Here is a 23,385-nt window from a genome sequence, read left to right as displayed (position 1 = left end):
ATCGACCGGACCACCTACAAAGCCACCATCAGCATCACCATGCTCACGAGCAGCCCTTGACGCCCCGACCCCCGCCCTAACTGAACGGCGTTGGTTCTAGAACACGGCCCAGGTGACCACGTTGGGAGTTCCCGTCCCGAAGGGCAGACGTCCTGTGGCGGCGTAGGCGACCAGCGTGCCCCAGGCGAATATGTCGCCCTTGGGTCGACGGTACCGGTGCGGTAGCGCTCGGGGCTGATCCAACCGGGGGTACCGGTCATGGCACCGGTCCGGGTCACGGAGGTGCCGTCGGCGGCATTGCGATACCGAAGTCCAGGACTCGGGGGTCGGCCGGTGCGAGGATGACGTTTTGCGGTTTCACATCCCGGTGGACGTTGCCGGCGGTGTGGATGGCGGCAAGTGCCCAGGCGGTGCCGGAAGCGTTTGGAGGCGCAAGGGGGGGCCAATACTGGGCGGCTGCGCCATAGCCTGGCGAACCCGGGGCGATCGAAGCCGCAGAGGCAGGCCTCGCGTCCACTTCTGGCCCTCGTCCTCACTTGTCCGCGCGCCGCCTGCCCATCGCGCCGGAGACATTGCTGCCGGTACTGCCCGTCACCCTGGTACGGAGCTGGTCACGGCGCTGACGAAGGCGGTGGCCAGCTGGTACGCCCATGTGCGGGAAGGCGCGTGGGGCGCCGGGGACGACTACGGGCCGGTACGGCACTCATGGCACGCGGCGAGTTCTCATGCACGGGTCTGGAACTTGGTCTTCACCTCTGGGCGGAGTGATCGGGCCACTTCCGGGTCGAAGGGCTCGGTGCTGGGGGTGAGCATCGCTGCGGCGGCCACGGCCACCCCCAGCGCGCTGGCGCTGACGGGATCGTCGCCGGCGGTCAGCCGTGTGGCGATGGCGGCCACCATGCCGTCTCCCGCCCCGGCATCGCTCAACGGCTCGCCGGGCAGCGGTGGCGCGTGCAGCTCGGTATGACCGTGGCCGGTCGAGCACACCGCGCCCAGCGCTCCCACCGTGGTGACGGCGACTTCGGCTGCTCCTGTGGTGAGCAGGTGCTCGTTGACGGCTCGGGCGTCGTCGAGGCTGAGGATGTCCCGGCCGGTCAGGCTCGCGGCCTCTGTCCGGTTGCATCTGAGGAGGAAGACGCCTTCCGCGAGTGCTCCGCTGAGTGCCGGCCCGGAGGTGTCCAGGATCAGCCGGGCTCCGGCTTCCTTGATGCGGCGGGCGACGACCGCGTAGAAGTCGGCGGGCAAGCCGCCGGGCAGGCTGCCGCTGGCCACGACGTACGGGTGATTGCCGGCGGCTTGCTCCAGGGCGTCGAGGCACCGCAGTCCCTCGTGTTCGCGCAGTCGCGGGCCGGGCGGCACGATGTGGTAGCTGTGGCGCGATGCGGTGTCGAACAGCACGAGTGCTTCGCGGGTCTCGTCCTCGATGTCGACGGCGACGTGGTCGACGCCTTCTTCGTCCAGCAGTCGGTTCAGGCGCAGGCCGACCTCGCCTCCGGAGGTATGGACGGCGGTGGCCCGTCCTCCGAGCCGTACGACACCACGGGCGACGTTGATCCCTCCGCCTCCGGCGGCCACCGACCTGACCCGGGCACGGTTCTTGCCGATGCCCGTCAGGTGCCCGACCTCCCAGGCGAGATCGACGGTGGGGTTCATCGTGAGGGTGAGCACGGACGGCCCGGCGGCCGTACTCCGCAAGCCCGTTGCACTGCCGGTCTTCCTGGCTGGGGTGGGGGGCGGTGCTGCGGGGGCGCTCATCGTGGTACCCGGGTGGTCGCGCCCATCCGGGCTCGGCGTGCCGTCTGCTGGACATGGCCTTGCGTCATCGCGCCCACCTCCGCGGACAGGGAGACAACTCGCTTCCCATGCTGGGGCAGCGCGAGGTCACCCGCATACCGGCCCGGCCCGCACCGCCCCGTTTCCGGTACTGAGAGCCCCGACCCCGGCGCCGGGAAGGCGGACCGTAGCGGACTGTTGTCCGGACCCTTCCCGTTCAGACGTTCGGCCGGGCTGTCGCCGGGCTGGTGCGGGGTGGTGGCGGAGCCAGCGGTAGGCGGTCAGTTTGATGCGGCCGTTGATGAGGAACCAGAGCAGCGCGTGGGCCCATACACCCCCTTCCCCGCGGGCCCAGCCGAGCGAATGGCCCTTGGCTTGACGGGGCACAGGTGTCCGAACTGGAGGGCGTGTTTCCTGCGACGTGTTCCCCATGACCGCGGGGCCTGCCCCGGCGGCTGGCAGCGGATTGCGCCGACCGGTGGAAGCCCGCTGGCCGCCGGCGCCCTGTGCGGTCACGCTCGACACAGGCAGGGGAGTGTCGAAGCCGCTCACCTGCAACTCACCGCCGACGAGCGGGACGAGACGCGAACCAGGAGGACGCCTTCATGGACATGCCTGTCGTGAACGAGTGTGCGGTCGGGGACTGCGCCTACAACCGGGATCACGGCTGCCACGCCCTGGCCATCACCGTGGGAGACCCCGGGCCCGGGCACGCACACTGCGACACCTTCTTCACCGCACCGTCCAAGGGCGGAGACCCGACCGCCACCGGTCGTGTCGGCGCCTGCAAGATGTCCGACTGCCGGCACAACAGCGACCTCGAATGCCGTGCCCCGGGTATCACCGTCGGCTACCAGCAGACCGATGTCGACTGCCTGACCTACGCACCCGCCTGAGCCGGCGGTCGTGGCCGCATGGACGACGCCGTACCTGCGTGCACGGCTCCCGAGCTTTCCGGCGTTCCTCGGGCAGCGTCCTCCCTGACGCCATGTCAGTCGCTCGATCCCGCGCCTGCCTTGTGATCCGGAAATATCCCTCTCTGGCCAGCTTGCCTCAAGTGCGCCTTCCCGTGTTCGACCGGGTCAGACCTGCGGCGTCCTGGAAGCGAGTTCTCTCCCTCTGTGGCTGACGCCTACCCACACTGGGTGCGCGGAAGGGCGGTGTCGGAGCTGAGGCACTGCAACACGAATGGCGGCATGACCGAGGTCACGCCGCGGTTGGTCAAGGCGGAGACTGACGTGCAGCGCCTCGTCGAGGCGAACACGGAGGCGCTGCCGGGGGGCCGGTTCCCGGCGTCCGAGTACAGCACGGGACCGGTCCACGCCGGCCGGATCGACTCGCTGGGGCTCGACGCGAGCGGGGCTCCCGCCGTCGTCGAGTACAAGTGCGGCACGGTCCGGGCGCCCTATACCTTCGACCGCAAGCAGGAGGACGGGGAGAACGCCTTGTAGCGATCTGCGCAAGGCGTGATCCGGGGAGGATGGCGGCGGGCCGATTTCCCGGAGGCCGTCGAGCAGGCTCTGCATGCGTGTCAGCGATCTCCGTGTGCGGCCGCTCCGCGTGCACGGGATCGGCGATACGCCCTCCGCGGCCGGCACAGCGGGCGGATCGGCGTCGCTCGAAAGGCCAGTTCTCGTCGACCATCGGCAGCCGCTTGAGGTGCCCGCCGCCCACGGCCCTCCGCTGCCGCTGCGCCCTCTGGGTCCCGACGATCCGATGGTGCCGCCAACTTTTCCCGTACGGCAAGGGCCGAAAGGGGGGCCGTCGAGGCCCGGACGGCCCTGGTCGGAGCACTCGGCGCGTGCTTTCCTGAAGGTGAGGAGAGGTCCTCCTGGAAAGACGCGGAGGAGCGGACTTTCGAGCCGCGCACCGCGCAATCAGGATCCGCGAGAAGCGGATGGGCCCCTCCTCCCGTCGTTCCCGCGTAGTGACGTCCGGGCGGACCACGGCCGGGACCGACCGGCCCTACCCCGCCTCCCCATCCCGTGTGAGTGTGGCAACAAGGCATCTCACATCCCGAAAGGCGGTGGGGGCCATGGAGACGCCCCTCGTGGTCGGAGTCGACGGTTCCGACGCCAGCCTCACGGCGACCGACTGGGCCGCGGACGAAGCCGTCCGTCTGGGAGTCCCGCTGCGTATCGTGAACGCCTCGCGGTGGGAGTGGTACGAGGGCTCTGTGCCGGCCTGGAGTCTGAATCGCCCTTCCGGTCAGGTGCTCGCCGAGAACATCGCCGCCACCGCGGCCGAACGCGCCCGGCGTCGCGCCCCGGGCCTGAAGGTCACGACGGACGTCCTCGTCGAAGACGCGGCGAGCGCTCTGGTGAAAGAAGGACGCTCGGCCGCGGCGGTCGTCGTCGGATCCCGGGGCCGCAGTGAGCTCGCCGATCTCCTGCTCGGCTCCGTCGGACTCATCGTGGCGGCCCGCTCCCACGGTCCTGTCATCGTCGTGCGCGGCGATCGGCATGCCCTGGAAGCGCGCCATCAGAGAGTCCTGCTCGGTATCGGCGAGCACGACGTGGACTCGCCGGCCGTCCGCTTCGCCTTCCGTGAAGCCGCTCTCCGGCAGGCCGAACTCGACGTCGTCCGCGCCTGGCGGCGCCCGGCCCACGAACCGGTCGATCATCCCTTGCTCACCGGGGGTGCCTCGCACTACGAGGAGCAGCAGGCGACCATGCTCCTCGACAAGGCCGTGGAGGCTGCTGTCCGGGCCTATCCGGAGGTGCGGCTGCGGCGCACCACGGTCGAGGGCCCGGCGCACAAGACGCTCGTCGCGCGGTCGGTGGCGGCGGACCTGCTGGTCGTCGGAGCACGGCGCCGCGAGGGCCACGTCGGCATGGAGCTGGGCAGGGTCGCCCATCGGGCCCTCCACCACGCCGCCTGCCCGGTCGCCGTCGTCCCGCAGGGCCACGGCGCTCCGACCGGGGGTGAGCGGTGATGACCGGCGCCACCCCGCACGCTCGCGGCGACATCGGACGCCGGGTCGCCGCCCGGCGTGAGGCTCTCGGCCTGACCAGGGAAGAAGTGGCCGAACGCGCCGGTTCGGCAACGAGCTACATCCAGTACGTGGAGGAGCAGGTGGCCACGCCTGGCATCGCCTTCATGGCCCGCCTCGCCAACGCCCTGGAGTGCACCGTCCAGGACCTGACCGGGTACTCGGCCGACCTGCCGGAAGGCACCGGCCGGGCAGGACGCGATGCCCGGCTCACCGAGCTGGACGAGCCGGAGTGCTGGCGCCTGCTCGGCACCCACGGAGTCGGGCGGATCGTCTTCACCACCGAGGACGGACCCGCGGCCTTCCCCGTCAACTATCAGATCGATCACGGGGAGGTCGTCTTCATGACGGCGCCGGGCGCGGCGGTGGTCCGTACGGACGGGAAGGAGATCGCCTTCGAGACCGACCACGTGGACGAGGCCTTCAGCCAGGGCTGGAGCGTGCTCGTCGTGGGCCGGGTCCGCCGCGTCACCGAAGCGTTCGCCACCCGACGGCTGCAGAACGCGATGTACACCGGCCCGTGGGCGGGGGAGGGGCGGGACGTGGTCATGGCCCTGGCGCCGCGTCGTGTCACCGGCCGACGCATTGTCGTGGAGGGCGCTCCCGGAGCCGAGGGTCATACGGACGGCCCGGCGTAGCGGTCCGGCGCGGCGGGGCGCCGGGCGGGGCGGGGCGAGGCGCCGGGGCGGAGACGTCACGATGCCTGGAGGCGTTCGCCATGTCCCGCAGCAACCGTCCGGTGCCCGTGCGAGGGCGAGAGGGGGTGCTCGGCCATTCGTCGAGGTGGACGACGAGGAGTGGCAGCTCGCGCAGGACCGCTGTCTGTGCGGCCCAGTCCGCCGCGGCGATTCTTTCCAGCGAGCCTGACCGATGCCGACCTGCGCCGGCATGGCGGACTTCCTGCGTGGTGCCGGTGCGTGCGGGGTTCGGCGTCCTGCAGGAACGATCCGCGATCAGGGGGCTGACAGGGGCCGAAAGGGACGGAAGGGCCCATTCGCGGGCATCCCGAAGTGGTGCCAGCGTGGAAGGTGTCGCACCTGGGAGCGGGCGTATCACCGGCCCTGGGACGTACTGCCGAGGAGGAGCGATGAGCAGTGACTTCCCCGTCCACCCGGAGCTCGGCCACGTAGTCGTGGGGGTGGACGGTTCCCCGTCCGCCCGGACGGCCGTCCTGTGGGCCGCCGCCGAGGCGGCGCGGCGCGGCCGGTCCCTGTACCTCGTGCACGCCGCCGATACCGACCGGCGCGCCGTGTTCGTCCGCGAGGAGACTCTTCAGGCGATACGGGAGGCGGGTCGTGACCTGCTCGACGAGACGGCCGCCGCAGTGGAGAAGGATCACCCCGATCTGGCCGTGGTCAAGGAACTCAGCAAGCTGGAGCCGGTCGCGGCACTCAGCGCGACCGCCGGCCGCCGGGGCACGATCGTGGTGGGGAACCGGGGCCTCGGCGGGTTCGCCGCGCTGATGCTCGGATCGGTCGGACTGGGTGTCGCCGCCCGAGCCACCGTTCCGGTGATCGTCGTGCGCGACCACGGGGACCGGCCGGAGACAGGCACGGTCACCGCGGCCGTGCACGGCGCATCCGACCTCGGCTGGCTGCGCGTCGCGGCGGCCGAGGCCGAAGCACGCAAAGCCTCGCTGAGACTGCTGAGCGTGTGGAACGTGCTCACCCACGTCGGCAGCGTCGCCACCATGCTCGACGACCTGGACGAGATCGCCCAGACACGGGTCCAGGAGGTGAGGGAGATCGCCGATCTCCTCAGACACTCCCACCCGGACCTTGACATCACCCACCACGTCGAGACGGGCACCAGCACCCCGGGCATCCTGATCGACGCCAGCGCCCACACGGACCTTCTCGTGATGGGCACCGAGCACCGTGCCCTGGGCGTGGCACCGGCCCTCGGACGGGTCGCCCACGTCGTTCTGCACCACGCTCACTGCCCCGTGCAGATCGTCCCGTCCGACTTCACGGACTGGCAATACCGGGAGGAGCAGTGAACGAGATCGTGCACGGAGTCGATCCGCGCGATCCGTCGATCCCCGCGCTCGTCTGGGCCGCCGACGAAGCAGTACGCCGCGGACTGCGGCTGCGCCTCGTCGTCGCCGTGCCTCCGGTCCACGACCGGCTCCGTTACGACGTGGGCGGTCACCTGAGCACTCTGCGACTCCGGGCCGACTCGGCACTCGCCAACGCCGAGGACCTGGTCCGCGAGCTGCACCCCGGACTGCCGACCCAGGCGGAACTCGCCGACGGCACCCCGGCGGAGGTCCTCACCGCCAGGACGCCCCACGCCGATCTGGCCGTGGTCGGCTCACGGCACCTCGGCCGGGTCGCCGAGGTCCTCAGCGAGGGGTCCGTGGTCGTCCCGCTCTCCGCGCGCGCCGAATGCCCCGTCGTCGTGGTCGGGGAACCGGAGCACACCGCCGTCCATCCGCCGTTCATCGTCGTCGGCGTGGACGGCAGCAGCGGCTGCCGGGCGGCCGTCGCCTTCGCCGTGGCGGAGGCGAGCCTGCGCGAGGCACGACTGCGCGCCCTCTGGGCGTGGTCCCGCCCTCTGCTTTCCCGCGACGACGTCGCCCAGGGCCTGTCCGAACGCCGCCGGCTGCTCGCCGAGTCGGTGGCCGGCTGGGCCGAGAAATATCCGGATGTCGACATCGAGCAGGAGATCGTGCGCGGCCACCCCGTCGAAGAGCTCACTCGCGCCTCCCGGCAAGCCCTTGCGCTCGTCGTCGGCCGAGGGGGCCATGGCAGCGACTCCGCCACACGGATCGGCTCCACGGTCCACGGGCTCCTGCACGGAGCTGCCTGCCCCGTCATCACCGTCCCACCGCCCCGGGCGACAGGGACCGCCGGCACCGCGCACGGGGCCGACCGGACCCAGCCGCGCACGGACCGTCCGGCCCCTTCCGATTGATCCGCTCGGCACTGGGGTGGCCCCCTTCCCAGAGGGAGCGTGGGAGGACGACAGCCCCTCGGACCGAGGTCCGGGCCCCGGAGAGGTGAGGACGATGCAGCAAGCACAGCCGGATCAGCCGTCGGCCGCAGCCGCCCCGTCGGCCCAGTCCCCTCGACCTGCGGACGCCGTCCGGACGCCCGCTTCCGTACTGAAGCCTCGGCCCGAGCCGCGGAAGACATCGTGAGCGCCATCAAGGAACCGGAGTCCAGGGTCGTGCCGTTCACTGTGCTCGGCCGGAAGGATGTCGGCCGGGTCGGCGGCAAGAACGCCTCCCTGGGGGAGTTGACCGGGACCCCGCCGTCGTCCGCAGCATCGGGCTCCTCGCCGCACGCGCGCACGCGGCCGACCGCCCGGTCGGCCTGTGCGGCCGGCGGCCCAGCGACGACCCCGGGTTCACCGCGCTCCTGGTCCGCGCCCGGCTGGACTCGATCTCGGTCGCGCCCGACAGCTTCGGTACCGTGAAACGGACCGTGGCGGAGGCAGAGGCCGCCCTCGACGACGTCGTCGAGGCCACGTGGTACGGAGATCCCTGGTGACCGGGACCCGCACAGTTCGGGACAGGGTGTGCCACGCTCAGTGACGTATGCGACGGCCTCTCATGCCATGCCGTCGACTGGGTCACCGACGCGACGTGGGCCGTTCGGCCCCGTCCCGGGCCGAGTACGTGGGGGGATGCACGGCCGAAGAACCATCGCCAGACCTTCCTGGCCTGGCAACGGTGGTCACACGCGAGGGTCATCCGCGACGTGGCGGCGCCCCCGCCAGCGCGTTCGGCGGTCCTGTCCCCGCCGTCGCCGACCTCAGTCGTCGTACCGCAGCCGGTCGACGACACCCGCGACGCCGTCCACGCTGCCGCACAGCCGCATGACCACCGGCGTCAGACTGCGGCGCGGCAGAACGCCACTGAGGGTCACGATGCCGTCGGCGACCTCGACGTTCACGGCGGAGGGAGACAGACGCAGGGTGTGGGTGAGGACGTCCTCGACGATCTCCTCCTGGATCGCGTGATCGCGCCGCAGGAAGAGCTGGACCAGGTCACTGCGGCTCAGCACGCCCAGGACCGCTCCCTGCGCGTCCACGACCGGCAGCCGCTTGACGCCCTGCCGTTCCATGACCCGGACCGCGCGCACCACGCTCCACTCGGGCCGTGCCACCACTGCGGGGCTCGTCATGAGTTCCCCGGCGGTGCTTCCTCCACCGCCGTCCGCCTGGCGGCGGACGAGATCGCGTTCGGAGACCACGCCGAGCGGGTGGTTGGCCTCGTCGACGACGCACACGGCGGTGATGTCGAACTCGTCGAGCAGCCGGGCGATTTCCTTCAGGGAAGCGTCGGGGCGGACGCTCACCGAGGTGGGGGTCATCAGATCGGCGACGCTGCGGTGCCTCATGGCGTGTCACTCCCGGTCGTGGCGGCGATGCGCCGCCTCACGTTGTCCGTCAGGGCCGCCAGACGCTGCGACACGGAGGCCACCGGTGCCTGCGGTCCGTCGATTCGGCGCGCCGCCTCCGGTACCTGTTCGAGGTCCGTCTCGAAGCGGGTGCGCTCGGAGGCGAGGGAGGGACGCGGCCCGATTCTGCGACCGTTCCGCATCACGGTCCGTAGCAGTGGCTCCGCGCCGGCAGGGACCGGCTCGTCGCACAGTCCGACGATGTCCAGGAGGTCCGGTCGGCGGAAGACCTGCTTGGGTGCGGGGGCCGTGACCTTGTGGGACGACAGCTTCATGACCGGTCGTCCGTCGTACGCGACGAGCTTGTAGGCCGCGTCAAGGTACGGGGCGTCGGCGGAAACGCCCACCTTCGTGCCCACGGCGTACACGTCGATCGGCGCCCTGGAGCGTACGAGGGCGTCGACCGCGTATTCGTCGAGGCCGCCGCTGGCGATGATCCGCACCCGTGGCAGTCCCGCCTCGTCGAGGAGGACGCGGGCGCGCCGCGCGAGCGAGCCGAGGTCGCCGCTGTCGAGACGGATCGCGCAACCGTCCGGAGCTCCCAGCTCGTCCAGGACGCGCGCGGCGGTCCGGGTGCCGCGCTCGGTGTCGTACGTGTCGACGAGCAGCGTGACGGGCCCGGGGTGCGCCCGGGCGAAGGCGCGGAAGGCATCGAGTTCGTTCGGGAACGCCTCGATGTACGAGTGGGCCATCGTGCCGGACGCGGGGACTCCGTACCGGACGGCGGCGGCCACGTTGCTCGTGCCCGCGAACCCCACCAGTGCTCCGAGGCGTGCCGAGGCCATGCCGGCCTGCGGGCCGTGGCTGCGGCGCAGCGAGAAGTCGATCACCGGACATCCCGAGGCCGCGAGCACACAGCGGGCGGCCTTCGAGGCGACCGCGGTCTGGTGGCAGACCAGGGAGAGCAGATACGTCTCGACGAGCTGTGCCTGCGGAAGCGGCGCGGTCACCTCCAGGAGCGGCTCGCCGGCGAGGACGATCGTTCCCTCCGGTACGGCCCGCACCTCGCCGTCGAAACGGAGCCCGACGAGCGGATGCAGGTCCTGCTCCCGGCGGTGCAGCACTTCGGCGAAGTCCCTGACGTCCGCCGGGCCGACCGTGAAGCCCGAGAGGTAGTCGAGCGCGGGCTCCAGACCGGCGGCGACGAGAAACCCCCGCTCCGGCGGCAGCTCCCGTACGAAGAGGCTGAACGTGGCAGGTGATCGCATGCCCTCGCGGAGGTAGGACAGGGCCATGGTGACCTCGTAGAGGTCGGTGGTCGTCACGTTCGACACGCCACTCAGCTCCCGTCGTGTCCGTACGCTGCGGGGCGGTACCGCACATCGACGGGGCCGTCCACCCCTGGCTCACTTCGCGTCGTTCTCAGGGTGTTCATGGCGTGCCTCCTGGGGTTGACCCTCCAGCTCCGTCGACCGGAGGAGGATTTCGCTCAGACGAAGTCGAGCACGTCCGCCACCGGTCTGCGGGGCGTGGCCTGTCCAGCGGCGCCGTATCCGATGCGGATGATCATGTGCACGTAGCCCACCGTCGAGCGGGGATCGCGTGTGACCGCCCGCAGCTCGGGCCACTCCAGTGGTTGGGAGATCACGGATGTGGCGAGGCCGTCCAAGGTGGCCTGGAGCAGTACGCGCTGCATCGCCTGGCCGGCCCGTAGCCAGTCCGCGGGCCGGTCGTCCTCGGTGCCGAGCAGGAGGATCTGCGGCCGCTCCTCGAACCGCGCCGATTCGCCGCCCGTGACGCGCCATGGCGCGTCGAACTCCCGTACGGGGGCACTCGTTCCGTGCTGCGGTGACCCGATGGCATTGGACGGGATTCCTTCGGGCATCGAGCCAGGCCTGCCGGCCCCGGTGTGGGCCCAGGAGGCGAGCTCGGCACGCAGACCCGTATCCATGGCCTCGAACAGCGCGGAGTCGTGTACGAGGTCGAGCACGGTGTCGGTGTGCCAAGGGCCGGGTGTGAGCAGCCGGCTGCCTTCGAGCAGGGCAGCGGACCGCAGCGCGTCGAGAACCGCCTGCGGGACGCGTTCGTCGGTGTAAGGGAAGCGGGTGGTGTGGCGGCGGCGCAGCACCGGCTGAAGGACGGCGAGGGCGTCGTCCATGACGGGATCGGTGGCCTTGTGGAGCGTCACCTCCGCGAGGAACAAGGGGCTGTCGGGGTCGGGCAAATGCCGTACGGACGTCCCCCAGCCCCGCCAGGCCGCCCCCACCCGCATGCTGAAGACGGCGGCACCGCACCCCAGGTGGAGGGCGCGGTGCTGAGAGTCGGCTTTTGGCAGGGTACGCGCGGGGTCGCCGTACACCTCGATGGTCTCGCCGTTCACCCGGTGGAGGAATCGCCACGGCTGGGCGTTCTGCAGGGAGGGGGCGGTCACCGCGTCCTCGACGAGCGAGGTCACCAGCGCCGCGTCGGGACGTTGGAGCGTCATGGCGGTTCGTCCTCTCCAGTGGTGGTTCGCTACGGAACCGGCGAGGTGGTCACCACCCCTCACCTTCCGCGTGACTGCTGTCGCTGGAACAGGGCCGAACGGTCCTGGGCCGTGGCCGAACGGTGCCGGCGTTCCGGAGGGCGGCGGGTGCAGCGGTCTGAGGAACCTTGCCGAGCGCGCGGCAAACCTTGGGCGGTGAGCTGTCGGTGTCGCTGAGAAAGCCGTCCGGCACCCGGCTGGACGGTAGGTGTTGCCGGCTACGGTGACTGTCGGCGTCAGAGGGGTGGCGCGTCGTGCTCGTGTGCCTGGGCGGCGATCACCGCGGCTTGTACGCGCCGCTCGACGCCCAGCTTGCCGAGGAGACGGGAGATGTGGTTCTTGACCGTCTTTTCCGACAGATACAGACGCTTGGCGATCTCATGATTGGTCAGTCCCTCGCCGACCAGGTCGAGCACCGCGTGTTCGCGCTCCGTCAGCACCGCCAGGCGTTCGTCCTCCGGCAGCTTCCCGGCCTGAGGGCCGCGCAGGGTGCTCATGAGGCGAGCCGTGGTGGCTGGATCCAGCATCGACGCGCCCGTGGCCACCGTCCGTATCGCCGCGACCAGGTCGGAGCCTTTGATCTGCTTGAGGACGTAGCCGGAGGCCCCCGCCATGATCGCGTCCAGCAGAGCCTCCTCGTCGTCGAACGAGGTCAGCATCAGACAGGCGAGTCCCGGTATCCGGCAACGCAGTTCGCGGCACACCGAGACACCGTTCCCGTCAGGGAGTCGTACGTCGAGAACGGCGACATCGGGTCGCAGCGCAGGCCCGCGGGTCAGCGCCTGCTCGGCCGACGAAGCCTGCCCGACCACCTCCATGTCCGGCTCGTCGTTGATCAGGTCACGCACGCCTCGGAGTACGACCTCGTGGTCGTCCATGAGGAAGACCCGGGCGGGTGGGGTGGGTACGTCGGCCATGCCGGACCCCAGTCGACGGACGGGCCAGAAACTGTGCCCCAATTGTCTCAGGAGCATCGGTCGCGCACACGGCGGAAGCGGCCCACTCGGCCGTCATTGCCCGGCCGCAGCGGTCGGAGCGAGGGGCGCGGGCACCACCAAGGAGCCCCCCTGATGCCCAGTTCACCGACCCTGTGGTGTGGCCCGCCTGTGCCGTCGGGGCGCGAACGAACCCGACGGGCGCGGGTGCGTTCGTCTTCGGCGGGTGCCACTCTTGGAGTGCGTCTGTCTCCGCTCACCGCGCACGCACCGGATCTCCGTGAGCCCCGCGGCTCGACTCCGGGACAGCCGAGGGCCATCCGATCGGCGTGGCCGAGTGGCGTCGTTCCGCCACGGACGGGAGCACCTCATGATCATCAGTCACAGCGTGGATGGAGGCATCCTCCGTGTCACGCTCCATCGCGACCTGGACATCACCAACCGCGCTGCGGTCGCACTTGCGCTCCAGGCCTTGGTCCAGGCGCACCGTCCCACGCAGGTGCTCGTGGACGTCCCGCTGACCGAGCCCTCACCCGCTACTCTGAGTGCTCTCGTCCGCACCCACCGAATGTGCAGGAATGTCGGTGTCGACTTCGTGCTCACCGGGCTCGGTGCCGACGCCCAGCGACTCCTGGACGCGAGCGTCTCGTGAGCGGCCGGCATCCAGGGCGGCACGCACGGGCGGCGCTCGGGGAGGGGCCAAACGGGTTCCCACAGGGGCCGATCGGGCCCTCACGGTCTGTTCCCCGGCTCGTACCGTGAGATGCACGGGGCGAAGACCCCCTCTCCTCGCCCCGGTCTTCGGGTCGTCCACAGGCGCGAGAGGTGTCCTGGGAAGGGGGAGAGAACAGTGGGAGCTCTGAGCACCCCTGTCGACCGGCCTCAGGGGCTCTACGACCGTGAGGCCGAGTGGGACAGGCTTGTCGCGTTCGTCGACGATCCGCGTCCCAGGCCCGCGATCGGTGTCGTCACCGGTCCACGAGGGCACGGCAAGTCGTTTCTTCTCAAGGCCCTGGCCCGTGCGACGGGCGGGTTCTACTTCAGCGGCCAGGAGGCCGCTCAGGCCGAGACCCTGCGCGCGCTCGCCCAGCAGTACGCGCGCCGTGCCGATCTCGCACGGGCACCTCACTGGACGGGATGGAGGGACGCGCTGCTCACGCTGGCGGCCGCGGGGCGTGGCCCGACCGCGTTGGTCGTCATCGACGGATTTCCCGAGGTCGTGCGGCAGAGCCCAGGGCTCCCGGCCACGATCAACGAGGTGTGTCATCAGCTGGGTGACGGCCCAGGCAGTTCCTCCCGGCTCCGGCTGCTGCTCTGCGGCAGTACGACACCGGTGATGAGCCGGCTGCTCAGTGCCTCCGCCAGGTGGGTGGACCAGGTCGTGGAGATGGCCCCCCTGGACTACCGGCAGGCACGAGAACTGTGGGCGATCGACGACCTCGCGCTCGCGCTGCGCGTACACGCCGTTGTCGGTGGCAGCATGGCTTTCCGCTTCGACCCCGCAGGCGAACGACCCCCCGCCGACTTCGACAGGTGGATACGCGAGTGCGTGCTCAGCCCGCGCCTGCCGCTGTTCTGGAAGGCCGGGCACATCCTGGACCGGGTACCGGACAGTTGGGACGTCGCCGCATGCCACTCCACCGTGGCCGCGCTCGCCGCCGGCCGTTCCACGCCCGGTGAGATCGCCGATTTCCTCGACCGGCCGGCGACGGATGTACCGCACATCCTGTCCCACCTCGAAGAGCGCGGCTTGGTACGCGGCGAGCCCGACGCCTTCCAGCCCGGGCTGATCCACTACCGCATCGCCGAACCGCTGCTGGCCTTCGACCACGCCGTGATCCGCCCTCACCGCTCCGACCTCGTGGACGCGGGTGCCACGGAGATCGACGAGATCTGGCGGCAGGCCCGGTCCGTGTTCGAAAGAGACGTGGCGGGCCCGCATTTCGCTCAGATATGCCGGGAGTGGGCGGCCCGGTTCGCTGCGGCGGAGCTCTTCGGAGACGTGCCGGAATCCGCACTGTCGGGCTCCCTGCCCCATACCACCGGTGAGGCGGCGATCATGGACGTCGTGGTGCGCGGCCGATCAGGCCGCCGCCCCGGTCCGCTGCTGTCGATCGGCTTGGTCTCCTGGTCGCACCCCATGGACACGCCCCACCTCGAACGGCTGCGCGACCATCGGGCGCACCTCGCCGCTCTCGGCGAGGACGCCGGCCAGGCCCGCCTCGCCTGCTACGGAGCCGCGGGCTTCGGACCGGCGCTGAGGGACGCCGAGGCGAACGGGGAGGTGCTCCTCGTATCACCCGAGCAGGTGTACGGCGACGGACCGTGGCCGCGCACCGCGGAGGAAGGAGGACGTCCGTGACCGACAGGGCACAGCCGCCCTCCACACGGGAGACCGGGGCCAAGGTCCGGTCCGGCCGGCGGGGGATCCCGAGCGGCGAGCTTCCCACACAGAGCGTGGCGGCGTATGCCCCGGTGAAGACGATCAGGGCACGTCCCAAGCGACCGGTGCACACCGTTCGTGTGAGCGCCCTCTTCCTCTGACGACCCGGAACTACGCCAGAAGAAGCGGGCGACCGCCCATGACAGGGGGGCGGAAGGCGGAGGCAGCCATGACGACCGCACGCGAGATCACGCACACCGGCGCCGTCTGTGTGCAAGAGAACGAGACCCTCGTGGACGCCGCGCAGCGCATGAGCGAACTCGGCATCGGCGCCCTGCCCATCTGCGGGCCGGACGACCGGCTCCACGGAATGATCACTGACCGCGACATCGTGGTGAAGTGCCTCGCCAAGGGCAAGGTCCCCCGCCATATGACAGCCGGCCACCTTGCCCAGGGCAAGCCGATCACCGTCGACGCGGACACCGACAGCGAGCACGTGCTGCAGACCATGCGGGAGCACCGCATCCGCCGTGTCCCGGTGATCGACGACCACCGGCTCGTCGGCATGATCAGCGAGGCGGACCTCGCCAGGCACCTGGACGAGCAGCAGGTCGGGAAGTTCGTCGGGGCCGTCTGCGCCTGACAGGTCACGGCCCCCGACACTGTCGGCAGGGACGTGGTCGGTCCTCGGGGGAGCGAGGGATTCGGGGACCAGCCCCGACCGTTTGTCGACACGCAGCCAGCCACCGGCTCCGGGCTGCGGCGGGTCGACGCGCGTCGCCGGTCCACGACATCAGGAGGATCTGCCGGTCGGTTTCCTCTGTGGCCGTCGAGCGTCGCCGGGGTGAGGCTTGACATGGGGGCTGAGCGGAGGAGCGCCGTGAGTGGTCTGGTGATCGTGGGAGCGGACGGTTCGGCGTCGAGCCTTGGCGCCGTCGAGGCGGCGGCCAGGGAGGCCCGGTGGCGAGATGCGGGGCTGCGGATCGTCCACGCCTTCCACTGGCCGGTGGCGCGTATGCCGTTGTGGCAGGCCCTGCCGATGCCGGCCGAGGGCGAGATCCGGAAGATGTCCGAGGGCCTGCTGGCTGAGGCGGTGGAACGGGCCAGGACGGTGGCGCCGTCGGTGGATGTCACCGATGCCGTGGTGGTCGGGGAGCCGGTGACGGTGCTGGAGGCACAGTCGCGTGCGGTGGAGCTGGTGGTCGTCGGGTCCCGGGGCATGGGAGGGTTCGTGGGACTGCTGGTGGGCTCCACGGCGGTGCACCTGGCAGCGCACGGCCGATGTCCCGTGCTCGTCGTGCGGGACCGGTCGGAGCCGACCGGGCCGATCGTGCTGGCGGTCGACGGCTCCCAGGAGGGTGCGGCCGCGGTGGACTTCGCGTTCGCGGAGGCCGCGCTGCGCGGTGTGGGCCTCGTGGCCCTGCACGCCTGGACGACGTGGAACGCCCCCATGCCTCCGCCGCAGGATCCAGCCGAACCGTACGCGAGCGGTCCGGGCATGCTCGCCCAGGCCGAGGAGCGTCTGCTCGCCGAGGCGCTCGCGGGTCACCGGGAGCGGTACCCGGACGTCCCGGTCGAGCTCCGGGTGACTCGCGGCGGCACTCGTGAGGCTCTGATCGAGGCAAGCGGCACCGCGCCACTCCTGGTCGTCGGCGCACGGGGACGCGGTGGTTTCGCGGGCCTGCTGCTGGGCTCGGTGAGCCAGGCGGTGCTGCACCACGCGCACTGCCCGGTCGCCGTGGTGCGCCAGCTCGGCGAGCGCTGACCCGGAGCGTGGAGCCACCCGACGCACGCGGACCTTGCCGCACGCCGCCGCTGAGCCACCGGCGGCGGACGAGCGGCCACGGGGCCGGGCGGCGGCGATACAGGCCCTGTCGGCCCTACCGTACGGCGGCTCCAGTGGGGCAGCCTCGCAGTGGGACCGGGAAACGGTTCTGCGCCACAGACGCCCGGCTCAGGCGATGCTTCGTTCTGACGGCCGCTCGCCGCAGCGCATCCTGCTTGGGAGCGAGACATGACCATTCTGATCACCGTCGTGGTGGTGCTGGTCGTCCTGGTATTGATCACGCTCGCGATGGCGGTACGTATCGTCCGGCAGTACGAGCGGGGCGTCCTCTTCCGGTTCGGCCGGCTGATCGGCACGCGCGAGCCCGGGCTGCGGTTCATCATCCCGTTCGTCGACGTCCTGCACCGGGTCTCGCTGCGCATCGTCACTATGCCCATCCAGTCCCAGGGCATCATCACCCAGGACAACGTCAGCGTCGATGTCTCGGCCGTGGCCTACTTCCGTGTGGTCGACGCGGTCAAGTCGGTCGTCGCGATCGAGAACGTGAACTCCGCGATCAACCAGATCGCCCAGACCACTCTGCGCAAGGTCGTCGGGCAGCACACGCTGGACCAGACGCTGTCCGAGACGGACCGCATCAACCTCGACATCCGTCAGATGCTTGACGTGACCACTACGGAGTGGGGTGTCGAGGTCACGCTGGTCGAGCTCAAGGACATCCAGCTGCCGGAGTCCATGAAGCGCGCGATGGCCCGACAGGCCGAGGCCGAGCGGGAGAAGCGCGCCAAGATCATCAGCGCTGAGGGGGAGTCCCTCGCCGCTGCCGCCCTGGGTGACGCCTCCGACACGATGATGGCTCACCCGCTCGCCCTGCAACTTCGCAACCTGCAGAGCCTGATCGAGATCGGTGTGGACAAGAACACCACCGTGGTCTTCCCCGCACCGCTGATGAGCACCATCGGGGACCTCGGCGCCTTCCTCGCCCGCGAAGCGACCGCCGCCGCCACGGCGTCGCCCGCCCCCAAGCCCGTATCGGCATTCGACCTGGGCAAGCCGGCCGGCGTAGCGGCACCGGACGAGGCGGCCGGAACCAAACGTTCTGCGTAGGCGCGAGCACGGTTCACCCACGGCACGAGGCGCCCCCGACGGAGGGGCCGGACAGATCCCGGAGCAGGCCGAGCACGAGGAGTTTGTCCGCAGACGTCGGCCTCCGTAGAGGGGGACGCGGCGACTGTGGACCCGTCACGCACCTGACGTTGGGAGAGCACCATGCGGCCGACGTTCGTTCTGGGACGGATCGCAGGGGTCCGGATCGGAGTCCACTGGAGCGTTCTGCTCATTTTCGCCGTGATCGCCCTCGGGCTCGCGGAGGGCCGTCTGCCCGAGGCGCACCCGGGCCACGGCTGGCCGGCGTACTGGGCGGCCGGGATCCTGGCCGCCGTGGTCTTCTTCGCTTCTCTGCTCGCGCACGAGCTGGCGCACGCGATCGTCGCCCGGCGTAACGGGGTCGAGGTGGACGACATCGTCCTGTGGCTGCTCGGCGGTGTGGCACGGCTCAAGGCGGAGGCGCCGAACCCGGCGGCGGAACTGCGGATCGCGGGCGTCGGTCCCCTGGTCAGCCTCGTTCTGGGCGGGCTCTTCACGCTTGCCGCGTGGCTGCTCGACACGACGGCCGCGCCGGGGCTGGCCGTCGAGGCGCTGGCGTGGCTCGCGGCGATCAACATCCTGCTGGCGGTGTTCAACGTCGTTCCGGCCGCTCCGTTGGACGGCGGGCGCCTGCTGCGTGCCTTCCTGTGGTGGCGTACGGGAGACCGGCTGCGCGCGACCGCGGGCGCGACGGCGGCCGGTCGCGCTTTCGGCTGGTTCCTGACGGTGGTGGGACTGTTCCTGTTCGTGCGGGGAGACGTCTTCGGCGGACTGTGGCTGGCGATGATCGGCTGGTTCCTGGTTGCCGCGGCCACCACGGAGGGGCAGCAGGCACAGCTGCGTGCCGTTCTCGCCGGCATTCCGGTACGGCAGGCCATGACACCGGATCCGGTCACGGTTCCCGTCGGCCTCACGGTGGCGGCCTTCCTGGCCGACCCGCACTACCGGTTTCGCCATTCGGCCTTTCCGGTGACCGGCGACGGCTCCGCGCCCGTCGGCCTCATGACTCTGGACTCGGCCAGGAAGGTGCCGGAGGACCGGCAGCACGCCATGACGGTGGAGCGGGTCATGCTGCCGCTGACGGAGGTCACGGTCGTCGGCGCGGACGATCCCCTGGCGGATCTGCTGCCGCGCATGCAGCCGGGCGCCGAGCATCGGGCCCTGGTGCTCGACCGGAAGAGGCTGGTCGGCATCGTCTCCGCGTCGGACGTCAGCCGCACGGTCACGTGGCTGATGACGAGCGTCCCGCGCGGCCGCGGTGTGGGCCGGGGTGCGTAATGCCCCTACGTCGGCGTGCCGAGGTCCGGCGAACGCGTGCACTGTCCTGCCGATGGATCAGGAAACGCCGATCCTGCACGTGGGACGTCCGCCTCTGCGTGTCCGGACTCATGCGACCTAGGAGGCGATCACGGAAGAGCCGCAGGCAGTCCGGTCTGATGCGGCGGTCGCCTGCGCGGCCCTCCGGAGAGGACTTCCCGAGTCCTACTTCTTCCGCTTAGTGCCGCCGCCTTCGCGGCGGACCCCAGACACGGAGGCAGAACCATGGTATTTGTACGCGTCCTGTACGCCTCCGAGCATCACTCCACGCAGGAGATCGCCTCACGGATCGGCGCTCGCCTGAGAACTCACGGTCACCATGTCGACGTGCGGGAGCTGGCCTCGGCCCTCGGCGGGCAGGGGCTCCTGCGGGCTGACGCGTTCGTCATGGGGAGCGCGGTTCATGACGGAGCCTGGCTGCCGACGGCGGAAGCCGCCGTCCGGGTCGGCGCCGAGGGGTTGCGTGAGCAGCCGGTGTGGATGTTCAGCGTCGGGATGTCCGCCGCCCTGCCCAGGCTCTTGCGCCTGCTGGCCGACCGCGCCGTGCAGCCGCGTGTCGCCGCGCTCGTCGACGTCGTCCGTCCCCGGGAGCATCGGCGCTTCTCGGGCGTGATCCGGCGCGAACACCTGGACCACAAGGGGGCTGTGCTCTTCCGTCTGCTCGGCTGTCGTTACGGAGACCACCGGGACTGGGCGGCGGTCGAGGCATGGGCGGACGACATCGCAAGGCAGCTCACGGCCCTGCCCGCACGCGGCCCCGCAGACTGACGGCCTCCCACGGCCGACCGGCCCTCGCGGAGGGCAGGTCGGCCGGCACGGTGTCCGCCCGCTCACGCACCGTCTTCCGCGAGGGAGGCGAGTGCGGCGTCGAGGCGGCGGGTAGCCTCGTCCGCGACCGGGGTCATGGCGTCGACGCCGGTGAGAGCGACCATGGTGGAGGGGTCGATCGCCTGCACGATCACCTGGTCGCCGTCGGTGCGGACCACGACATTGCAGGGCAGGAGCAGCCCGACCGAGCGGTCGGCGTCCAGCGCCTGTCGGGCGAGCGGGGGATTGCACGCCCCGAGGATCAGGTAGGGCTCCATGTCGTGGTCGAGCTTCGCCTTGAGCGTGGCCTGGACGTCGATCTCGGTCAGGATGCCGAAGCCCTGCTCCGCCAGTGCACGGCGAACGGCCTCCACGGTCGCCTCGAAGGTCCCCGCCGGCTTGACGGTGCGGTCGTACGCCATGCTCTCCACCTCACTGTTCCGATGATGACGACCTCGTCGGCACGTGTCCGGCCCCGGTCGTCGTGCTGCTGTACGGGCGGCTCGGGCCGGGCCGCGACCAACAGCATGATGCCCTGACAGCACTCCTCCGGAGGCGAACCACCCCGGCGGTGTCAATGCGGTTCGCTCCGGCTCTTCTGTTCGCCCCCTGCCTGTACGCGGACTCGACAGGGGCGCTGTACGTCGGTGGCGTACGGCGTGGTCCGGCGGTGCCGCTTTCGATGTGCCGGACCGCCGCCGCACGTCTTCCCCGCCGGCGGACCAGCGATGTGCGGGGCGCGGTTCACCTCCGCGAAACGATGATTCTCCGGACTGCTCATGCTGCGCGTCGTCGCGCCGATCCAATAGGCGGACCTGTCAGCCCCCGGGAAGGGCCGTTCGGCCCGCTGCGTGAGCCGCCCAGGCCGTCGGAGCCCTCGCCGAAGCCCTCCTGGACGTGTCGGCTGCTGCCCATCGTCACATTGGCCGTCCTGCTCGTGGTCCTGCTGCGTGTCCCCTCGTCCCCGCAAGGTGCGGCGCTGTCGTACAGCGACTTCCTCGGCAGAGTGGGCGCTGGCCAGGTCAAGACGGTCGACATCAACGACACGGGCGCGATCAGCGGAACCCTTAAGGACGGCGGGAAGTTCACCACCCGGATCCCCACGGCCCTGGACAACAGCTGCCTGGAGCAGCAGTTGCAGTCCGGGAAGGTGGAGATCACCGCCTCCCGGACCGGCGGCAGCCCCTGGGGGACTCTGCTGGTGCTGTTCCTGCCCGTGCCGGCCATCGTCGGCCTGTTCCTCTGGGCTGGCAGCAGGGTGGCCGGGGCGGTGACCGGGGGCCTCGGGGCCATCGGGCGGGCCCGTGCCAAAATCATCGAGACCGAGCGTCCGACGACTCGCTTCGAGGACGTCGCCGGCTACGAGGGCGTCAAGCAGGAGATCGGTGAGATCGTCGACTTCCTGCGCAACCCCGAGCGCTACGCCGCCGCGGGCGCCGAAGGACCGCGGGGTGTGATCATGGTAGATCCGCCGGGCACCGGCAAGACCCGCATCGCCCGCGCGGTGGCTGGCGAGGCCGAAGTTCCGTTCCTGTCGGTGACCGGTTCCGCGTTACGTGCGGCTCACCTACCGGGAGGCGGCAGGCCGGTCCTGCTCATCGTGGATCGCCCTCGATCGCCGCATCATGGTCGCCCCCTGCGCGTTTGCGGGTGTCGCCGCACGGGGGCGCGGGGGACGGTGTCGCCCCGATGCACCCAGGCGCCTGTGCCGCCGTGTGGTGCTGCGGCTGCCGACCCGTTCCGCCCGCCCTAGCATGGAGCCCGTAGGGCAGGCAGAGGAAGGCCGCCGAGTTCGACCCGTGCTGCACACGCTCCGCGACCGACTCACCGTCGACGTGGCCGCCCACTTCGCCGCCCAGCTCCCCGACCTGTTGCGGGGCGCGTACTACGACGGCTGGGATCCCAGCACCGTACCGGTCAAGTACGACCGCGAAGGCTACGTCAACCGCTTCGTCCAGGAGGTCAAGGTCACTGCCGAGGAAGTGCCCCGGATCGCTCCTGTCGTCACCGGCGTCGTACGCGAGCACGTCTCGCCCGGACACCTGGAGGCTGCACTGGAGCAACTCCCGCACGACATCCAAGCAATTCTTCTCCGGCAGACCGGCAGACCGGCAGACCGGCTGATCGGTGCTGCGGGGTCGCGCCTGCTGGCATGGCGTCAACTGTGCGGAAGTCCGAACCGCTTGAACCCCACTCGGGGTGACTTGCCCGCCTCCGGGCGAGCCCTGCGGAGGCGGGCAGCCGCAGTCCGGCCCTTGTGACCGAGGAGGCGATCGTGGAAGAGCAGGAGGAGGTCCTGGCGCGGACGGTGGGCGCGGTGATGCGCCCCGCCGTGGTCACGGTCGACGTCGGTGAGACGGTGCTCGTGGCGTGGGAGTTGTTGGAACGGTCGGGGTGCCGTCACCTTCCGGTGGTGCGTCCGGACGGTCGCTGTGCCGGCTTGCTGGAGAGGGCTGATGTGGCGGTCGCGTGTGGTGCTCCCGCCGTTTCGCTGTCGGAGGTTCGGGTGGATGAACTCCTTCGGGGCCACGGGCCGGTGCTCGTGCACGTGGAGCAGACCGTACGCCACGCGGTCGACATGATGACGTACACCGGCGCCGATGCCCTTCCGGTGCTGGCCGAGGACGGGCATCTTGCCGGGGTGCTGACGGCGGTCGACATCGTCGCGGCCCTGGCCGGTCACCCGGTGCGGGAGAAGCCGGCGGACCGGCGTCCCCAGGCCGGCACGGTGTTGCCCGGGCTGCCGCCCCGGCGGGGCTACCGTGGCACGGCCTTTCCCTGACCGCCGGACGCGACGCGCGAGGGAGACAGGGGCGTGAAGGGACCGGACCCCGCGGCCGGCCGCAGTGGGTTTCGCGATGTGCCGCATACGGCGGATTCCCGGGTGGAGGCATGGGCCCCCACCCGGGAGGAGTGCCTGGCGCAGGCTGTACGAGGCGTCTGCGCGTCGTTCCTGGACTTGACGGGGGCGGCGGGTGTCCGCCGGCGGGACGTGGAAATACGGGCGGAGCGGGACGAGGACGTGCTGGTCGCGCTCTTGGACGAGGTCGTCTACCGGCTGGACACGGAGGGCGAGGTCCCGGTCGACGTGGAACTCGCCCCCGTCGACGGCGGCGTGAAGGGCGTCTTCCAGATGGCCGACGCCGGGTCGCTTCCGGTGACGGGTGCCGCCCCGAAGGCCGTCACGCTGCACGGACTGGCGCTGAACCGTGGGCAGGACGGCTGGACCTGCTCGGTGACGCTCGACGTGTGAGTGCGCACTCAGCTCGCTCGGTCCGTTCGCTAGCTTGATCTTTAACCTGTGCGGCGTGGGCGAGGAGTGGTCGACTTCTTGTTCCGGGACGTGGCAGTGCCCGTCTTGCGGGGTGTGTGGACG

Annotated in this window: 23 protein-coding genes and 2 pseudogenes; 18 read left to right on the top strand and 7 right to left on the bottom strand. The window is 70.8% G+C overall.

What is annotated here, in order from left to right; all coding sequences use genetic code 11:
• Positions 1-102 precede the first annotated feature (102 nt).
• Positions 103-421, bottom strand: a pseudogene (locus ACWFR1_RS37115) (protein kinase domain-containing protein); the annotation flags it as partial.
• A 302-nt stretch (positions 422-723) separates the two neighbouring features.
• Positions 724-1,755, bottom strand: a complete 1,032-nt coding sequence (locus ACWFR1_RS37110; protein ID WP_453559685.1) for a 1-phosphofructokinase family hexose kinase — start codon at positions 1,753-1,755, stop codon at positions 724-726.
• Positions 1,756-2,378: 623 nt separating this feature from the next.
• Here ACWFR1_RS37110 and ACWFR1_RS37105 point away from each other — a divergent pair.
• The 7 genes and pseudogenes from ACWFR1_RS37105 to ACWFR1_RS37075 form a co-directional block, all read left to right on the top strand.
• Positions 2,379-2,669: a DUF1540 domain-containing protein gene (locus tag ACWFR1_RS37105; protein ID WP_453559683.1), complete on the top strand. Its 291-nt coding sequence runs from the start codon at positions 2,379-2,381 to the stop codon at positions 2,667-2,669.
• Positions 2,670-2,969: 300 nt separating this feature from the next.
• Positions 2,970-3,224 carry a hypothetical protein gene (locus ACWFR1_RS37100; RefSeq protein ID WP_453559681.1) on the top strand — a complete coding sequence of 85 codons (255 nt, stop codon included), beginning with the start codon at positions 2,970-2,972 and terminating at the stop codon, positions 3,222-3,224.
• Between the two features lie 584 nt (positions 3,225-3,808).
• Positions 3,809-4,708, top strand: a complete 900-nt coding sequence (locus tag ACWFR1_RS37095; RefSeq protein WP_453559678.1) for a universal stress protein — start codon at positions 3,809-3,811, stop codon at positions 4,706-4,708.
• A complete protein-coding gene (locus ACWFR1_RS37090) occupies positions 4,708-5,403 on the top strand; it encodes a helix-turn-helix domain-containing protein (protein WP_453559675.1) in 696 nt (231 codons plus the stop codon). The genes ACWFR1_RS37095 and ACWFR1_RS37090 overlap by 1 nt, the downstream gene beginning before the upstream one ends.
• Before the next feature lie 449 nt (positions 5,404-5,852).
• On the top strand, positions 5,853-6,764 hold the full coding sequence (locus ACWFR1_RS37085) for a universal stress protein (protein ID WP_453559672.1): 912 nt from the start codon (positions 5,853-5,855) through the stop codon (positions 6,762-6,764).
• Positions 6,761-7,681 carry a universal stress protein gene (locus ACWFR1_RS37080; RefSeq protein ID WP_453559669.1) on the top strand — a complete coding sequence of 307 codons (921 nt, stop codon included), beginning with the start codon at positions 6,761-6,763 and terminating at the stop codon, positions 7,679-7,681. Before ACWFR1_RS37085 ends, ACWFR1_RS37080 begins: the two co-directional genes overlap by 4 nt.
• 341 nt (positions 7,682-8,022) lie before the next feature.
• Positions 8,023-8,259 (top strand): annotated as a pseudogene (locus ACWFR1_RS37075) (putative PEP-binding protein); the annotation flags it as partial.
• Positions 8,260-8,523: 264 nt separating this feature from the next.
• On the opposite strand, the gene ACWFR1_RS37070 reads toward ACWFR1_RS37075, so the two are convergent.
• The 4 genes from ACWFR1_RS37070 to ACWFR1_RS37055 all read right to left on the bottom strand — a co-directional run bounded on the left by ACWFR1_RS37070 (position 8,524) and on the right by ACWFR1_RS37055 (position 12,552).
• Entirely contained in the window at positions 8,524-9,111 is a 588-nt protein-coding gene (locus ACWFR1_RS37070) for a CBS domain-containing protein (protein WP_453559667.1), read from the bottom strand.
• A complete protein-coding gene (locus ACWFR1_RS37065; protein WP_453559664.1) occupies positions 9,108-10,445 on the bottom strand; it encodes a nicotinate phosphoribosyltransferase in 1,338 nt (445 codons plus the stop codon). Before ACWFR1_RS37065 ends, ACWFR1_RS37070 begins: the two co-directional genes overlap by 4 nt.
• A gap of 155 nt (positions 10,446-10,600) precedes the next feature.
• Positions 10,601-11,596 carry an Acg family FMN-binding oxidoreductase gene (locus tag ACWFR1_RS37060; protein WP_453559662.1) on the bottom strand — a complete coding sequence of 332 codons (996 nt, stop codon included), beginning with the start codon at positions 11,594-11,596 and terminating at the stop codon, positions 10,601-10,603.
• A gap of 275 nt (positions 11,597-11,871) precedes the next feature.
• Positions 11,872-12,552 carry a response regulator gene (locus tag ACWFR1_RS37055; RefSeq protein WP_453559660.1) on the bottom strand — a complete coding sequence of 227 codons (681 nt, stop codon included), beginning with the start codon at positions 12,550-12,552 and terminating at the stop codon, positions 11,872-11,874.
• 388 nt (positions 12,553-12,940) lie between these two features.
• Here ACWFR1_RS37055 and ACWFR1_RS37050 point away from each other — a divergent pair, with 388 nt between their 5' ends.
• The 7 genes from ACWFR1_RS37050 (at position 12,941) to ACWFR1_RS37020 (ending at position 19,970) form a co-directional block, all read left to right on the top strand.
• Positions 12,941-13,222 carry a hypothetical protein gene (locus ACWFR1_RS37050; protein WP_453559657.1) on the top strand — a complete coding sequence of 94 codons (282 nt, stop codon included), beginning with the start codon at positions 12,941-12,943 and terminating at the stop codon, positions 13,220-13,222.
• Between the two features lie 198 nt (positions 13,223-13,420).
• The gene (locus ACWFR1_RS37045) at positions 13,421-14,932 is read left to right on the top strand and encodes an AAA family ATPase (RefSeq protein ID WP_453559654.1); all 1,512 of its coding nucleotides are present in this window, start codon (positions 13,421-13,423) and stop codon (positions 14,930-14,932) included.
• 250 nt (positions 14,933-15,182) lie between these two features.
• Positions 15,183-15,596, top strand: coding sequence for a CBS domain-containing protein (locus ACWFR1_RS37040; RefSeq protein WP_453559651.1), 414 nt, complete (start codon positions 15,183-15,185; stop codon positions 15,594-15,596).
• Between the two features lie 237 nt (positions 15,597-15,833).
• Positions 15,834-16,718 (top strand): universal stress protein, encoded by an 885-nt coding sequence (locus tag ACWFR1_RS37035; RefSeq protein ID WP_453559648.1) that lies wholly within the window; start codon positions 15,834-15,836, stop codon positions 16,716-16,718.
• Between the two features lie 249 nt (positions 16,719-16,967).
• Positions 16,968-17,846: a slipin family protein gene (locus tag ACWFR1_RS37030; protein WP_453559645.1), complete on the top strand. Its 879-nt coding sequence runs from the start codon at positions 16,968-16,970 to the stop codon at positions 17,844-17,846.
• A 162-nt stretch (positions 17,847-18,008) separates the two neighbouring features.
• A complete protein-coding gene (locus ACWFR1_RS37025; protein ID WP_453559642.1) occupies positions 18,009-19,163 on the top strand; it encodes a site-2 protease family protein in 1,155 nt (384 codons plus the stop codon).
• Positions 19,164-19,427: 264 nt separating this feature from the next.
• Complete coding sequence (locus ACWFR1_RS37020; protein ID WP_453559639.1) at positions 19,428-19,970, top strand: flavodoxin domain-containing protein; 543 nt, start codon at positions 19,428-19,430, stop codon at positions 19,968-19,970.
• A 62-nt stretch (positions 19,971-20,032) separates the two neighbouring features.
• On the opposite strand, the gene ACWFR1_RS37015 is transcribed toward ACWFR1_RS37020, so the two are convergent.
• On the bottom strand, positions 20,033-20,431 hold the full coding sequence (locus ACWFR1_RS37015) for a DUF302 domain-containing protein (protein ID WP_453559638.1): 399 nt from the start codon (positions 20,429-20,431) through the stop codon (positions 20,033-20,035).
• Between the two features lie 155 nt (positions 20,432-20,586).
• Here ACWFR1_RS37015 and ACWFR1_RS37010 point away from each other — a divergent pair, with 155 nt between their 5' ends.
• Genes ACWFR1_RS37010 through ACWFR1_RS36995 form a run of 4 tightly spaced genes read left to right on the top strand, consistent with a single transcriptional unit; the run spans position 20,587 to position 23,262 of the window.
• Positions 20,587-21,762 (top strand): ATP-dependent metallopeptidase FtsH/Yme1/Tma family protein, encoded by a 1,176-nt coding sequence (locus tag ACWFR1_RS37010; RefSeq protein ID WP_453559687.1) that lies wholly within the window; start codon positions 20,587-20,589, stop codon positions 21,760-21,762.
• Positions 21,763-21,808: 46 nt separating this feature from the next.
• Positions 21,809-22,270 (top strand): DUF2267 domain-containing protein, encoded by a 462-nt coding sequence (locus tag ACWFR1_RS37005; RefSeq protein WP_453559636.1) that lies wholly within the window; start codon positions 21,809-21,811, stop codon positions 22,268-22,270.
• 14 nt (positions 22,271-22,284) lie between these two features.
• Positions 22,285-22,791 (top strand): CBS domain-containing protein, encoded by a 507-nt coding sequence (locus ACWFR1_RS37000; protein ID WP_453559633.1) that lies wholly within the window; start codon positions 22,285-22,287, stop codon positions 22,789-22,791.
• Positions 22,792-22,824: 33 nt separating this feature from the next.
• Positions 22,825-23,262 (top strand): archease, encoded by a 438-nt coding sequence (locus ACWFR1_RS36995; protein ID WP_194734463.1) that lies wholly within the window; start codon positions 22,825-22,827, stop codon positions 23,260-23,262.
• The last annotated feature ends 123 nt before the right edge of the window (positions 23,263-23,385 follow it).

The organism is Streptomyces sp. NPDC055103, assembly GCF_053607625.1.
The sequence above is the reverse complement of the archived record's forward strand: the minus strand, read 5'-3'. Positions and strand labels throughout refer to the sequence as shown.